The organism is Enterobacter sp. SGAir0187 (assembly GCF_002952735.2).
In the GTDB taxonomy this organism is placed as follows: Bacteria; Pseudomonadota; Gammaproteobacteria; order Enterobacterales; family Enterobacteriaceae; genus Enterobacter; species Enterobacter quasiroggenkampii.
Window position 1 is genome coordinate 2791107 of the sequence record NZ_CP025034.2, and the last position, 14629, is coordinate 2805735.

Sequence of the window (14629 nt, forward strand, 5' to 3'; positions counted from 1 at the left end):
CCCATTTGAGAGTTATTGTAATGCGCGCAGCAGCGCATCGTTGTCGGCGTTATCAGCGATCCGAATATCCTGCCAGCCCAGTTCCCGGGCCTGGTTCGCCAGACGCTCACTGACGACCAGAAGCCGACAGCGGAGTAACCAGTTTTCGCGATACCAAAGCGGTATCAGCGTCCAAAGCTGTTGTAACATTTCACCGCTGGTGACCACCAGCGTATTGATGCCTCGCGCATGCCAGCGCATCGCCTCTTCCGCACCGTCGTAGTGTTTTGCACAGCGCTGATAGCACTCAACGAACGTCACGTTCGCACCACGTTCACGCAGCGTTTCGCCCAGCAGCTCGCGCCCCCCATTGCCGCGCAAAATGAGCGCACGCTTTCCGGCAACAGTTTGTAATTCAGGTAATTGTAGCAAGACTTCAGTGATTTCCCGATCTAACGGGTAACGAACGTCCGCGCCGCTTACGGTATGCAGCGCCAGTGCCGTAGTGCGGCCAATCGCGAAATAGCCGGGGGCGGTTGGCCAGGCCATGTCCTGCTGCTGCAGCTGTGCGTGGGCAAATTCCACGGCATGCTGCGACAGCGCAAACAGCAGGTCACCGTCCTGAAGGGTATTCATCTGGTCGGCGAGCGCAGAGAGCTCGCGACCGGGGGAGAATTCAATGAGCGGAAAACTCCAGGCCACCTGCCCCAGTGTGCGCAGACGGCTCACTAACTGCTCTCCTGCGGGAGAAGGGCGGGTGACGAGAATACTCATGCAGGGGGCTCTCCATTATATACGTCAGCCAGGATCTCGCGCGCGCCGTTATCCAGTAACTCTTCCGCCAGCGACACGCCAAGCTGCTCGGCATCTTGCGCGTTACCGCGACGTTCGCCGCGCACCATCTGCGAACCGTCCGGGGCGCCTACCAGCGCGCGCAGCCACAGTTCGCCATTCGTCAATTCAGCATAGCTGCCAATTGGCACCTGGCACCCGCCTTCGAGGCGGGTATTCATCGCCCGCTCCGCTTTTACGCGCGTAGCGGTTTCGTCATGATTCAGTGGGGCAAGCAGCTCGCGGGTACGCGCATCGTCCAGACGGCACTCGATGCCGACGGCACCCTGGCCAACAGCGGGCAGTGAGAGCTCTGGCGGCAGCGCTACGCGAATACGTTCTTCCAGCCCCAGACGCTTCAGGCCGGCAACGGCGAGGATAATGGCATCGTAATCGCCGTTATCCAGCTTGCCCAGACGCGTGCCGACGTTACCGCGCAGCGAGCGAATGATCAGATCGGGACGACGCTCCGCCAGTTGACACTGACGGCGTAAACTGGACGTGCCAACCACGCTACCCGCTGGCAGCGCGTCGAGCGAGTCATAGCGGTTAGAGACAAACGCATCGCGCGGATCTTCACGCTCGCAGATGGTCACCAGCCCCAGCCCTTCCGGGAACTCGACGGGCACATCTTTCATCGAATGTACGGCGATATCGGCGCGGTTCTCAAGCAATGCCAGTTCCAGTTCTTTGACAAACAGGCCCTTGCCGCCCACTTTCGCCAGCGGCGTATCGAGGATCACGTCACCGCGCGTGACCATCGGCACCAGCTCGACGCGCAATCCGCTGTGGCAGGCTTCCAGGCGCTGCTTCACATAATGTGCCTGCCAGAGCGCGAGAGGGCTTTGGCGTGTGGCAATTCTCAAAACATTGTCTAACATGCTTGTTACCGTCATTATCAATCGCTAACCATCCTAACATTGTTGACTCTGGGATGGCAGTTTTACGGTTGATGAAGCGTGAGAGGGACAAGGCGGCGTATTCGTCAGCCATAGCCGTATTCAGGAATTTACACGTACAGAACGGTGCTACACTTGTATGTAGCGCATCTTTCTTTACGGTCAATCGGCAAGGTGTTAAATTGATCACGTTTTAGACCATTTTTTCGTCGGTACCACCAAAAATGATAAGGGCGAAAAAGGGTAACGGTTATCTTTTTGAAATACTGCGGGTCCGCTGTTACTCGTGTTTTGAATAGCTGCGACACCCGGAAACATCAGGCGATACGTCTTGTACCTCTATATTGAGACTCTGAAACAGAGACTGGATGCCATAAATCAACTGCGTGTGGATCGCGCGCTTGCTGCTATGGGCCCTGCTTTCCAGCAGGTATACAGTCTGCTGCCGACATTATTGCACTATCACCACCCGCTGATGCCTGGCTACCTTGATGGTAACGTTCCCCAGGGCATTTGCCTTTTCACGCCTGATGAAACCCAACAGCATTATTTGAACGAGCTGGAACTCTACCGCGGCATGCCGCCGCAGGAGTCCCCAAAAGGTGAACTGCCGATTACCGGCGTTTACTCAATGGGGAGCACCTCATCGGTAGGGCAAAGCTGTTCTTCGGACCTGGACATCTGGGTCTGCCATCAGTCCTGGCTCGATAACGAAGAGCGTCAGCTGCTGCAGCGTAAATGCAGCCTGCTGGAGAGTTGGGCAGCATCGCTCGGTGTGGAAGTGAGCTTCTTCCTGATTGATGAAAACCGTTTCCGCCATAACGAAAGCGGCAGTCTGGGTGGTGAGGATTGCGGCTCGACCCAGCACATCTTATTGCTGGATGAATTTTACCGTACTGCTGTGCGACTGGCCGGGAAGCGTATTCTGTGGAATATGGTGCCGTGCGAAGAAGAAGAGCATTACGACGATTACGTCATGTCGCTTTATGCGCAGGGCGTACTGACGCCAAACGAATGGCTGGACCTCGGCGGTCTCAGCTCTCTGTCTGCGGAAGAGTACTTCGGCGCAAGCCTCTGGCAGCTCTATAAGAGTATCGACTCGCCGTACAAAGCGGTGCTCAAAACGCTGCTGCTTGAAGCCTATTCCTGGGAATACCCGACGCCGCGCCTGCTGGCGAAAGACATCAAGCAGCGACTGCACGACGGGGAAATCGTCTCCTTCGGGCTCGACGCCTACTGCATGATGCTGGAGCGCGTGACCGAATACCTGAAAGCCATTGATGACACCACGCGTCTTGACCTGGTGCGTCGATGTTTCTATCTCAAAGTCTGTGAGAAGTTGAGCCGCGAGCGCGCCTGCGTGGGCTGGCGTCGTGAAGTGGTCAGTCAGTTAGTCAAAGAGTGGGGATGGGACGAAGCGCGTCTGTCCATGCTCGACAACCGGGCCAACTGGAAAATCGATCAGGTGCGTGAAGCACACAACGAACTGCTCGATGCGATGATGCAAAGCTACCGTAACCTGATCCGCTTTGCGCGCCGTAACAACCTCAGCGTTTCCGCCAGTCCGCAGGACATTGGGGTGTTGACCCGTAAGCTGTACGCCGCGTTTGAAGCGCTGCCGGGTAAAGTCACGCTGGTTAACCCGCAGATTTCGCCCGACCTGTCAGAACCGAACCTGACCTTTATCTACGTGCCGCCGGGCCGCGCGAACCGCACCGGGTGGTATCTGTACAACCGTGCGCCAAGCATGGATTCCATCATCAGCCATCAGCCGCTGGAGTATAACCGCTACCTGAACAAGCTGGTGGCCTGGGCCTGGTTTAACGGTCTGCTGACCTCGCGCACGCGCCTGTTTATCAAAGGCAACGAGGTGGTCGATCTCGCTAAGCTGCAGGAGATGGTCGCGGATGTGTCGCACCACTTCCCGCTGCGTCTGCCTGCGCCGACGCCAAAAGCGCTCTACAGCCCGTGTGAGATTCGTCATCTGGCGATCATCGTCAACCTGGAATATGACCCGACGGCGGCCTTCCGCAATCAGGTGGTCCATTTTGACTTCCGCAAGCTGGACGTCTTTAGCTTTGGCGAGCAGCAAAACTGCCTGGTGGGCAGCGTTGACCTGCTGTACCGCAACTCGTGGAACGAAGTGCGTACCCTGCACTTCAACGGTGAGCAGGCGATGATCGAGGCGCTGAAAACCATTCTCGGCAAGATGCACCAGGATGCCGCGCCGCCGGACAGCGTGGAAGTGTTCTGCTACAGCCAGCACCTGCGTGGATTGATTCGTACCCGCGTGCAGCAGCTGGTCTCGGAATGTATCGAACTGCGTCTCTCCAGCACCCGTCACGAAACCGGGCGCTTTAAAGCGCTGCGCGTCTCCGGCCAGACCTGGGGGCTATTCTTCGAGCGTCTGAACGTGTCGGTGCAGAAGCTGGAAAACGCTATCGAGTTCTACGGCGCGATTTCGCATAACAAGCTGCACGGCCTGTCGGTGCAGGTGGAAACCAACCACGTCAAGCTCCCGCAGGTGGTGGACGGCTTTGCCAGTGAAGGGATTATTCAGTTCTTCTTTGAAGAGTCGGGTGATAACGCCGGGTTTAACATCTACATTCTGGATGAGACCAACCGCGCCGAGGTGTATCACCACTGTGAAGGCAGTAAAGAAGAGCTGGTGCGCGACGTCAGCCGCTTCTACTCGTCGTCTCACGACCGCTTCACCTACGGCTCAAGCTTTATCAACTTTAACCTGCCGCAGTTCTACCAGATTGTGAACGTCGACGGTCGTACGCAGGTGATTCCGTTCCGCACCCAGGCCGTCACGCCTGCCGCGCCTGCCAATCAGGACACCGCGCCGCTGTTGCAGCAGTATTTCTCCTGAGCCTTTTCGCCGGGTGGCGCTGACGCTTACCCGGCCTACGGTTCGAGCCGTTGCAGGCACGGCAAGGCGTAGCCGCCACCGGGCAACAAAACTACCTGAAACTCACTGCCTCACCCGCCTGTGCAGTCGCGGCCTGTTCCAGCAGATCCCAGAACGGCACGCCGCTGCGGTCGCAAACCCATTCCCCGTCTTTCAGATCGAAATGATAGCCGCCCTGTTTCGCGGCCAGCCAGACCTGGTGAAGCGGCTCCTGGCGGTTAATAATAATTTTGCTGCCATTTTCGAAGCTCAGGGTCAGAATACCGCCGTTGATTTCACAATCGATATCGCTGTCGCCGTCCCAGTCGTCAATACGCTCTTCGATGGTCATCCACAGGTTGTCGGCAAGGCGATGGAATTCACTGTCGTTCATGGTTTTGTTCCTGTTTTTCGTGATGCCGGCAGTATAACCCTAAATAATTCCCGTTGCAGGAAAGCGGCAAACTCTTGCTTTTGTGTCTTCTCCTGCGATGATAGAAACAGATTTGAACTTACGGGCAACTTTATAATGAAAAACGCTTTCCGAACGCTTGCCGTTCTCATCACGCTGTTTAGCCTGACTGGCTGCGGACTGAAGGGACCACTGTACTTTCCGCCTGCGGATAAAACCGCACCGCCGCCGACGAAACCGGTTAACAGCGGCATTGAGTCTTCCACGCCAAACACTAACGACCGTGGCGACAACGGCGGCCCGACTCAGGTTAATCTCTGACGACAACGTTCTGTACCCGCGCAATGGAGCAAATGATGCAGTTCTCTAAAATGCATGGCCTTGGCAACGATTTTATGGTCGTCGACGCGGTAACGCAGAATGTGTTTTTCTCACCGGAACTGATCCGTCGTCTGGCGGATCGGCATCTGGGCGTGGGGTTCGATCAGCTGCTGGTGGTTGAGCCGCCGTACGATCCCGACCTCGATTTCCACTACCGTATTTTTAACGCAGACGGCAGCGAAGTTAACCAGTGCGGCAACGGCGCGCGCTGTTTCGCCCGCTTTGTGCGCCTGAAAGGGCTGACCAACAAGCGTGATATTCGCGTCAGCACGGCGAATGGTCGCATGGTGCTCAGCGTCACCGATGATGAGCTGGTGCGCGTGAACATGGGCGAACCTAACTTCGAGCCCTCCGTCGTGCCGTTTCGCGCAAACAAAGCGGAAAAGACCTATATTATGCGGGCGGCCGAGCAGACAGTATTGTGCGGCGTCGTCTCAATGGGTAACCCACACTGCGTGATTCAGGTTGATGATGTGGAAACCGCGGCGGTCGAAACGCTCGGCCCGGTGCTGGAAAGCCACGAACGTTTCCCGGAGCGCGCGAACATCGGTTTTATGCAGGTGGTGAAGCGCGAGCACATTCGTCTGCGGGTTTATGAGCGCGGCGCGGGCGAGACGCAGGCCTGCGGAAGCGGAGCCTGTGCGGCAGTGGCCGTGGGCATCTCCCAGGGGTTACTGGCAGAAGAGGTTCGCGTGGAATTACCGGGCGGTCGGCTTGATATCGCCTGGAAAGGACCGGGTCATCCACTGTATATGACTGGCCCGGCGGCACATGTCTATGACGGGTTTATCCATCTATGAAACAACCAGGGGAAGAACTGCAGGAAACAGTGACGGAACTGGACGACAGAGCTGTTGTTGATTATCTGCTGCGCAATCCTGAGTTTTTTATTCGCAATGCACGCGTCGTCGAAGAGATGCGCGTGCCGCATCCGGTTCGCGGGACCGTGTCGCTGGTGGAATGGCATATGGCGCGCGCGCGCAACCATATCAACCAGCTCGAAGAGAACATGACGCTGCTGATGGAGCAGGCCAGCACCAACGAAAGCCTGTTCTATCGTCTGCTGCATCTGCAGGCGCGTCTGGCGTCGGCGCACAGCCTTGACGAGTTCCTCAGCCGCTTCCACCGCTGGGCGCGCGAGCTGGGGCTGGCGGGCGCAACGATTCGTCTTTTCCCTGACCGCTGGCGCATCGGCGCGCCGTCGGGATTTACCCATCTGGCACTGAGCCGTCAGGCGTTTGAACCGCTGCGCATCCAGCGTCTGGGCCATGAACACCACTATCTGGGGCCGCTTAACGGGCCTGAGCTGCTGGTGGTGTTGCCGGAGGCCAAAGCGATTGGCTCGGTGGCGATGTCGCTGATGGGGCGCGATGGCGATCTGGGTGTCATCTTATTTACCAGCCGCGACGCGCATCACTATGAGCAGGGGCAAGCCACGCACCTGCTGCAGGAGATCGCCCTGATGCTGCCTGAGCTGCTGGAGCGCTGGATTGAGCGCGTATGACGGACGGACTGCTCGCCACTGACGTTTCGCGCTTTCTGCGCTATCTCGGCGTGGAGCGTCAGCTTAGCCCCATTACGCTGCTTAACTATCAGCGTCAGCTTGATGCCATCATGCAGATCGCCGACGAAATCGGCCTGAAAAGCTGGCAACAATGTGATGCTGCGACGGTACGCGGGTTTGTTGTGCGTAGCCGTAAAAAAAACCTCAGCCCGGCGAGCCTGGCGCTCAGGCTCTCAGCGCTGCGCAGCTTCTTCGACTGGCTGGTCAGCCAGGGGGGCTTAAAAGCCAACCCGGCAAAAGGGATCGCCACGCCGAAGGCGCCGCGCCATCTGCCTAAAAATATTGACGTTGACGATGTAAACCGCCTGCTGGATATCGATCTGAACGATCCGCTGGCCGTGCGCGATCGCGCGATGCTGGAGGTGATGTACGGTGCCGGGCTGCGTCTGTCTGAACTCGTCAACCTTGACCTCAAGCATCTCGATCTGGAATCGGGCGAAGTGTGGGTAATGGGTAAGGGCAGCAAAGAGCGCCGCCTGCCGATTGGCCGCAATGCGGTCTCCTGGATTGAGCACTGGCTTGACCTGCGCGGGCTGTTTGGCTCCGACGAAGACGCGCTGTTCCTGTCGAAACTCGGCAAGCGGATCTCGGCGCGTAACGTGCAGAAGCGCTTTGCGGAGTGGGGCATTAAGCAGGGGCTGAACAGCCACGTGCATCCGCACAAGCTGCGCCACTCCTTTGCAACACATATGCTTGAGTCGAGCGGCGATCTGCGCGGCGTGCAGGAATTGCTTGGCCACGCGAACCTGTCGACAACACAAATTTATACCCACTTAGACTTCCAACACCTTGCCTCGGTGTATGACGCGGCGCATCCACGCGCCAAACGGGGGAAATAATGCGTTTTTACCGCCCACTCGGTCAGATCTCAGCCCTGACGTTTGACCTTGATGACACTCTTTATGACAACCGCGAGGTGATCCTGCGTACCGAGCAGGAGTCCCTGGCGTTTGTGCAGAACTACCATCCCGCGCTGAAGGCGATACAGAACAAGGATTTCCAGAAGCTGCGCCAGTCCCTGCGGGAGACCGAACCGGACATTTACCACGACGTGACCGAATGGCGTCGTCGCGCGGTTGAGCAGGCGATGCTGAATGTAGGCCTGAGCGCGCAGGATGCCGCCATTGGCGCGGAAGCGGCCATGGAAAACTTCGCCAAATGGCGCAGCCGTATCGACGTGCCGCAAGAAACCCACGACACGCTGGCGAAGCTTGCCGAAAAGTGGCCGCTGGTGGCCATCACCAACGGCAATGCTCAGCCAGAGCTGTTTGGCCTGAGCGATTACTTTGAATTCGTGCTGCGTGCGGGTCCTCACGGGCGCGCGAAGCCGTTCAGTGACATGTACCATCTGGCGGCAGATAAGCTTAACCTGCCGCTGGGTGAGATCCTGCACGTGGGGGATGACCTGACCACAGACGTGGCGGGCGCTATCCGCTGCGGCATGCAGGCCTGCTGGATCAAGCCGGAAAACGCTGACCTGATGATCGCCTCCGATAGCCGTCTTCTGCCGCACGTGGAAATTTCGCGGTTGGCATCCCTCACGACGCTGATATAATCACCAGTAATATTGTATAAATTACCAGGGTTTTGCTGTTGTAGGCCCGGTAAGCGAAGCGCCACCGGGCGTTTTGCTCTGTTCCTGAATACTATGTGACGGTGCCAATGGACGTTTCTTACCTGCTCGACAGCCTTAATGACAAACAGCGTGACGCGGTTGCCGCCTCGCGCACCAACCTGCTGGTGCTGGCTGGAGCGGGCAGTGGTAAGACGCGCGTGCTGGTTCACCGTATCGCCTGGCTGCAGAGCGTGGAAAACTGCTCGCCGTACTCCATCATGGCGGTCACGTTCACCAACAAGGCGGCGGCGGAGATGCGCCACCGCATCGCGCAGCTGATGGGCACCAGCCAGGGCGGCATGTGGGTCGGTACCTTCCACGGTCTGGCGCACCGCCTGCTGCGTGCGCACCACATGGACGCCAACCTGCCGCAGGATTTCCAGATCCTCGACAGCGAAGACCAGCTCCGTCTGCTGAAGCGCCTGATCAAGGCGATGAACCTCGATGAGAAGCAGTGGCCGCCGCGTCAGGCGATGTGGTACATCAACGGTCAGAAAGACGAGGGGCTGCGCCCGCACCACATTCAGAGTTTCGGCAACCCGGTCGAGCAGACCTGGCAGAACGTCTACAAGGCCTATCAGGAAGCGTGCGATCGCGCCGGTCTGGTGGATTTCGCCGAGCTGCTGCTGCGCGCCCACGAGCTGTGGCTCAACAAGCCGCACATCCTGCAGCACTACCGTGAACGCTTTACCAATATCCTGGTGGACGAATTCCAGGATACCAACAATATCCAGTACGCATGGATCCGTCTGCTGGCCGGTGATACCGGCAAGGTGATGATCGTGGGCGATGACGACCAGTCGATCTACGGTTGGCGCGGGGCGCAGGTGGAGAACATCCAGCGCTTCCTCAACGATTTCCCGGGTGCACAGACCATCCGTCTGGAGCAGAACTACCGCTCAACCAGCAACATTCTGAGCGCGGCCAACGCCCTGATTGAGAACAACAACGGGCGTCTGGGTAAAAAGCTGTGGACCGACGGCGTCGACGGCGAACCGATTTCGATTTACTGCGCGTTTAACGAACTCGACGAAGCGCGCTTCGTGGTCAACCGCATCAAAACCTGGCAGGACAACGGCGGCGCGCTGGAGCAGTGCGCCATTCTCTATCGCAGCAACGCCCAGTCGCGCGTGCTGGAAGAGGCGCTGCTGCAGGTGAGCATGCCGTACCGCATTTACGGCGGCATGCGCTTCTTCGAACGTCAGGAAATCAAAGATGCGCTCTCGTATCTGCGTCTGATTGCCAACCGTAACGACGACGCGGCGTTCGAACGCGTGGTGAACACCCCAACCCGCGGGATTGGCGACCGTACGCTGGACGTGGTGCGTCAGGCCTCGCGCGACCGCCAGCTGACGCTGTGGCAGGCGTGCCGCGAGCTGCTGCAGGAAAAGGCCCTTGCCGGACGCGCAGCCAGCGCCCTGCAGCGCTTCCTTGAGCTGATTGACGCCCTGGCGCAGGAAACCGCCGACATGCCGCTGCACGTGCAGACCGACCGGGTGATTAAAGACTCCGGCCTGCGCACCATGTACGAGCAGGAAAAAGGCGAGAAGGGCCAGACCCGTATTGAGAACTTAGAGGAACTGGTCACGGCAACGCGCCAGTTCAGCTACAACGAAGAAGACGAAGACCTGATGCCGCTGCAGGCGTTCCTCTCACACGCCGCGCTGGAAGCGGGCGAAGGGCAGGCGGACACCTGGCAGGATGCGGTTCAGCTCATGACCCTGCACTCCGCCAAAGGTCTGGAGTTCCCGCAGGTGTTTATCGTCGGCATGGAAGAGGGGATGTTCCCAAGCCAGATGTCGCTCGATGAAGGCGGGCGTCTGGAAGAAGAACGTCGTCTGGCTTACGTGGGCGTGACGCGAGCGATGCAGAAGCTGACGCTAACCTACGCTGAAACCCGCCGCCTGTACGGTAAAGAGGTCTATCACCGTCCGTCGCGCTTTATCGGTGAACTGCCGGAAGAGTGCGTGGAAGAGGTGCGTCTGCGCGCCAGCATCAGCCGTCCGGTTAGCCATCCGCGCATGGGCTCGCCGATCTCTGAAACCGACACCGGCTACAAGCTGGGCCAGCGCGTGCGCCATTCGAAGTTTGGCGAAGGTACCATTGTGAATCTGGAAGGCAGCGGCGAGCACAGCCGCCTGCAGGTGGCGTTCCAGGGGCAGGGGATCAAATGGCTGGTGGCGGCCTACGCGAAGCTGGAAACAGTCTAACTTTCAGAAAAATATCATTATTTTGTAATAATCTGCTAGCCTTATACGTTGAAGGTCAATTAATGCCCTTCAGCGTTTCGTTGCGTGTTGACGCCACAGTTATAGCTGGCGTAACATGCGCGCACGATTACGCTAAGAGGACATTCGCCTTGGACACACCCAGTAGATACTGGCTCAATTCCCTGTCATCCAGGAACAACTCCTAAGGCTATCTCCTCTTGCTGATGGCCTTAGTGGTTGTCAGCGACTGCTCTATTCCCGTCGCGCTGAGTCAGGCTGTTTAATGGTCTGAAACCCAATTTGTTTCTGTGTGCCCACCGAACTGTCCGATATTTTTTGCATTGGGAGTCCCGGTCATGTTGAGCGCATTTCAACTCGAAAATAACCGACTGACTCGGCTTGAAGCCGAAGAGTCACAGCCCCTCATTGATGCCGTATGGGTGGATCTGGTCGAGCCGGACGACGATGAGCGCCTTCGCGTACAATCTGAGCTGGGGCAAAGCCTGGCAACGCGCCCGGAACTGGAAGACATCGAAGCATCCGCCCGTTTTTTTGAAGACGAAGACGGCCTGCACATTCACTCCTTCTTCTTCTTTGAAGATGCCGAAGACCACGCGGGCAACTCCACCGTGGCGTTTACCATTCGCGACGGTCGTCTGTTTACCCTGCGCGAGCGTGAGCTACCGGCATTCCGCCTCTACCGCATGCGCGCCCGCAGCCAGGCGATGGTAGACGGCAACGCGTACGAGCTGCTGCTCGATCTGTTCGAGACCAAAATTGAACAGCTGGCGGACGAAATTGAAAACATCTACAGCGATCTGGAAAAGCTGAGCCGCGTGATCATGGAAGGCCATCAGGGCGATGAGTACGACGAAGCGCTTTCGACGCTGGCGGAGCTGGAAGATATCGGCTGGAAGGTGCGCTTGTGTCTGATGGATACCCAGCGCGCGCTGAACTTCCTGGTGCGCAAGGCGCGTCTGCCGGGCGGTCAGCTGGAGCAGGCGCGTGAGATCCTGCGCGATATCGAATCCCTGCTGCCGCACAACGAATCCCTGTTCCAGAAGGTGAACTTCCTGATGCAGGCGGCGATGGGCTTTATCAACATCGAGCAGAACCGCATCATCAAGATCTTCTCGGTGGTGTCCGTGGTGTTCCTGCCGCCGACGCTGGTAGCCTCCAGCTACGGGATGAACTTCGAGTTTATGCCGGAGCTGAAGTGGAGCTTTGGTTACCCGGGGGCGATTATCTTCATGATCCTCGCCGGGCTGGCGCCGTATCTCTATTTCAAGCGCCGGAACTGGCTGTAAAAATCTGGCGGGTGGCGCTACGCTTACCCGCCCTACGATCGAACTCCCTCTCCTGTGGGAGAGGGTTGGGGTGAGGGCAACATCACAACCCTTTTCGTACCCTGCGCTGGGTATAAATCGCATCGGCGACGAAAATCGCCAGCGCCACCCAGATAAAGGCAAAGGTCACCATCTTATCCGCACCCGGCACTTCGCCGTAAAACACCACCGCCAGCAGGAACATCAGCGTCGGGCCAATGTACTGGAAGAAGCCCAGCGTGGAGAGGCGCAGGCGCGTTGCCGCACCGGTGAAGCACAGCAGCGGAATGGTGGTCACTACGCCCGCCGCCATCAGCATCAGGTTCAGCGACCACGGGTTGCTGCCCATATGGCTGGTGGCGCTGTCGGCGATACCGAACAGATAGATCGCCGCCACCGGCAGCAGCCACAGGGTTTCAAACAGCATCCCGGTTTGCGCTTCCACCGCAATTTTCTTACGTACCAGGCCGTAAAAAGCAAAGCTGAACGCCAGACCGAGGGCGATAATCGGCAGCGAGCCGAATGTCCACAGCTGCACCAGCACGCCGCAGAAGGCGAGAATCACCGCCACCCACTGCATCCGGCGGAAGCGTTCGCCGAGGAAAATCATCCCCAGCACGATATTCACCAGCGGGTTAATAAAGTACCCCAGGCTCGCCTCGAGCATGTGATGGTTATTCACTGCCCAGATAAACAGCAGCCAGTTACCGCCAATCAGCACGGCAGAAAGTGCCAGCAGGAAGATCTTCTTCGGGGTCTGCAGTAGCGTTTTGACGCCCGACCACTGACGGCTGAGGCTCATCAGCGCAATCATAAAGAAGAACGACCAGATGACGCGGTGTGTCAGGATCTCGTCAGCCGGAACGTAGGCGATAAGCTTGAAGTACGCCGGGGCGATACCCCAAATAAAATAAGCGGCAAGGGCGAGTAAAACGCCCTGCCGCGTCTGTTTAGCATCCATCGGGAAAATCCGTTACAAAAAAGTGAATCAATTTTACCCGATTTTGCCGCCTCAACCCACCATATAAGTGGCGGTTGCGCTGGCGATATAAACCTGTTCTTCGTTGTGTAATTCAACGCGCGCCACGGCAACTTTATTCCCCGCGCGCAGCAGGCTGCTGGTACAGGTAAAGCGATTTCCGCGCCCCGGACGAAGATAGTCGACGCGCAAATCAATGGTGCCCATGCGCGCCAGACGCTGGCGGAGTTCGTCTTCGTTGATGGTGTCATGGCGGGTCAGCGTACTGCCCACGCAGACCAGACCTGCCGCCACGTCAAGCGCGGAGGCAATCACCCCGCCGTGCAAAATACTTTGCGCCCAGTTCCCTACCATCATCGGCTGGTTGTTGAAGCTCAACTGGGCAAAGTCTTTCTCGTAACGCTCCAGCTCCAGTCCCAGCGCGCGGTTAAACGGCATATGGTAAACAAAAATCTCGCCCACGAGTTTTAACACTTCTTCGGCGGTAAGCATGGCTGACATGAGGCATCACATCCTTATTGTTAACGAAATGTTGATTTTATGCCTCAGTAACGAGGAATGCCACTTTCAGAAACGAGGATGCAGCAGTTGTCGCAGAAGTCTGTAGAATGTTCGCCACATAACTATTCAATCAATTTTACTCTTTTGCAGGAGAACACCACCGATGCGGACGTATCTGGCCTGGTTACTGGCGGCGGTTTCGCTGCCCCTCACAGCCTATGCGCAGGAAGCGACAATCAAAGAGGTGCACGATAAGCCTGCCGTTCACGGTAGCATTATCGCGAACCTTCTTCAGGAGCATGACAATCCGTTCACGCTCTATCCGTATGACACCAACTACGTGATTTATACCCAGACCAGCGATCTCAACAAAGAGGCGATAAGCTCCTATAACTGGTCTGATAATGCGCGTAAAGATGAGGTGAAGTTCCAGCTCAGCCTCGCGTTCCCGTTCTGGCGCGGCATTCTGGGGCCGAACTCGGTGTTTGGTGCCTCTTATACGCAGAAGTCCTGGTGGCAGCTCTCTAACAGCGGGGAATCCTCGCCGTTCCGCGAAACCAACTACGAGCCGCAGCTGTTCCTCGGCTTCGCAACGGACTATGAATTTGCCGGCTGGACGCTGCGTGACGTCGAAGTGGGCTTTAACCATGATTCTAACGGCCGTTCCGATCCGACTTCCCGTAGCTGGAACCGCGCCTATACGCGCCTGATGGCGCAGAACGGTAACTGGATGGTGGAAGTGAAGCCGTGGTATGTGGTCGGCAGCACGGATGACAACCCGGACATCACCAAATACATGGGCTACTACCAGCTCAAAGTCGGCTATCAGCTGGGTGATGCCGTGCTGAGTGCGAAAGGCCAGTACAACTGGAACACCGGCTACGGCGGCGCGGAAGTGGGTTTAAGCTATCCGGTAAGCAAGCATGTTCGCCTTTATACGCAAGTCTACAGCGGCTACGGCGAGTCGCTTATCGATTATAACTTCAACCAGACCCGCGTCGGCGTGGGCGTGATGCTGAACGATATTCTCTAGGTTGCTC

General features: G+C 57.6%; 15 protein-coding genes. 10 read left to right on the forward strand and 5 right to left on the reverse strand.

Going from position 1 to position 14629, the window contains the following annotated elements; translation table 11 throughout:
- Nucleotides 1–12: 12 nt before the first annotated feature.
- Together hemD and hemC are read right to left on the reverse strand one after the other, a co-directional pair.
- Nucleotides 13–753 (reverse strand): uroporphyrinogen-III synthase, encoded by a 741-nt coding sequence (gene hemD, locus CWR52_RS13395; RefSeq protein WP_065102838.1) that lies wholly within the window; start codon nt 751–753, stop codon nt 13–15.
- The gene (hemC, locus tag CWR52_RS13400) at nt 750–1691 is read right to left on the reverse strand and encodes a hydroxymethylbilane synthase (protein WP_021242846.1); all 942 of its coding nucleotides are present in this window, start codon (nt 1689–1691) and stop codon (nt 750–752) included. The genes hemD and hemC overlap by 4 nt, the downstream gene beginning before the upstream one ends.
- A gap of 349 nt (nt 1692–2040) precedes the next feature.
- On the opposite strand from hemC, the gene cyaA reads away from it, so the two are divergent.
- Nucleotides 2041–4584, forward strand: coding sequence for a class I adenylate cyclase (gene cyaA, locus CWR52_RS13405; RefSeq protein ID WP_104949895.1), 2544 nt, complete (start codon nt 2041–2043; stop codon nt 4582–4584).
- A 91-nt stretch (nt 4585–4675) separates the two neighbouring features.
- On the opposite strand, the gene cyaY is transcribed toward cyaA, so the two are convergent.
- Nucleotides 4676–4996 (reverse strand): iron donor protein CyaY, encoded by a 321-nt coding sequence (gene cyaY / locus CWR52_RS13410; protein WP_045909228.1) that lies wholly within the window; start codon nt 4994–4996, stop codon nt 4676–4678.
- A 135-nt stretch (nt 4997–5131) separates the two neighbouring features.
- On the opposite strand from cyaY, the gene lptM reads away from it, so the two are divergent.
- The 8 genes from lptM to corA all read left to right on the forward strand — a co-directional run bounded on the left by lptM (nt 5132) and on the right by corA (nt 12091).
- A complete protein-coding gene (lptM, locus tag CWR52_RS13415; protein WP_032646076.1) occupies nt 5132–5335 on the forward strand; it encodes an LPS translocon maturation chaperone LptM in 204 nt (67 codons plus the stop codon).
- Nucleotides 5336–5370: 35 nt separating this feature from the next.
- Nucleotides 5371–6195 (forward strand): diaminopimelate epimerase, encoded by an 825-nt coding sequence (gene dapF / locus CWR52_RS13420; RefSeq protein WP_008501545.1) that lies wholly within the window; start codon nt 5371–5373, stop codon nt 6193–6195.
- Nucleotides 6192–6899 carry a DUF484 domain-containing protein gene (locus tag CWR52_RS13425; protein ID WP_032646075.1) on the forward strand — a complete coding sequence of 236 codons (708 nt, stop codon included), beginning with the start codon at nt 6192–6194 and terminating at the stop codon, nt 6897–6899. Before dapF ends, CWR52_RS13425 begins: the two co-directional genes overlap by 4 nt.
- The gene (gene xerC / locus CWR52_RS13430; protein ID WP_024907983.1) at nt 6896–7798 is read left to right on the forward strand and encodes a tyrosine recombinase XerC; all 903 of its coding nucleotides are present in this window, start codon (nt 6896–6898) and stop codon (nt 7796–7798) included. Before CWR52_RS13425 ends, xerC begins: the two co-directional genes overlap by 4 nt.
- The gene (yigB, locus tag CWR52_RS13435) at nt 7798–8514 is read left to right on the forward strand and encodes a 5-amino-6-(5-phospho-D-ribitylamino)uracil phosphatase YigB (RefSeq protein ID WP_045909227.1); all 717 of its coding nucleotides are present in this window, start codon (nt 7798–7800) and stop codon (nt 8512–8514) included. Before xerC ends, yigB begins: the two co-directional genes overlap by 1 nt.
- Before the next feature lie 107 nt (nt 8515–8621).
- Nucleotides 8622–10784, forward strand: a complete 2163-nt coding sequence (gene uvrD / locus CWR52_RS13440) for a DNA helicase II (RefSeq protein ID WP_041911833.1) — start codon at nt 8622–8624, stop codon at nt 10782–10784.
- Between the two features lie 149 nt (nt 10785–10933).
- Nucleotides 10934–10990, forward strand: coding sequence for a YsgD/CorL family protein (gene ysgD, locus CWR52_RS23335; protein WP_212743980.1), 57 nt, complete (start codon nt 10934–10936; stop codon nt 10988–10990).
- Nucleotides 10991–11140: 150 nt separating this feature from the next.
- A complete protein-coding gene (gene corA, locus CWR52_RS13450; protein WP_008501540.1) occupies nt 11141–12091 on the forward strand; it encodes a magnesium/cobalt transporter CorA in 951 nt (316 codons plus the stop codon).
- A gap of 82 nt (nt 12092–12173) precedes the next feature.
- Here corA and rarD read toward each other — a convergent pair whose 3' ends face one another.
- Together rarD and yigI are read right to left on the reverse strand one after the other, a co-directional pair.
- Nucleotides 12174–13070 (reverse strand): EamA family transporter RarD, encoded by an 897-nt coding sequence (gene rarD, locus CWR52_RS13455; protein ID WP_023309622.1) that lies wholly within the window; start codon nt 13068–13070, stop codon nt 12174–12176.
- Between the two features lie 51 nt (nt 13071–13121).
- Nucleotides 13122–13589, reverse strand: a complete 468-nt coding sequence (gene yigI, locus CWR52_RS13460) for an acyl-CoA thioesterase YigI (RefSeq protein WP_008501538.1) — start codon at nt 13587–13589, stop codon at nt 13122–13124.
- A gap of 163 nt (nt 13590–13752) precedes the next feature.
- On the opposite strand from yigI, the gene pldA reads away from it, so the two are divergent.
- Entirely contained in the window at nt 13753–14622 is an 870-nt protein-coding gene (gene pldA / locus CWR52_RS13465) for a phospholipase A (RefSeq protein ID WP_023615553.1), read from the forward strand.
- Nucleotides 14623–14629: the final 7 nt, after the last annotated feature.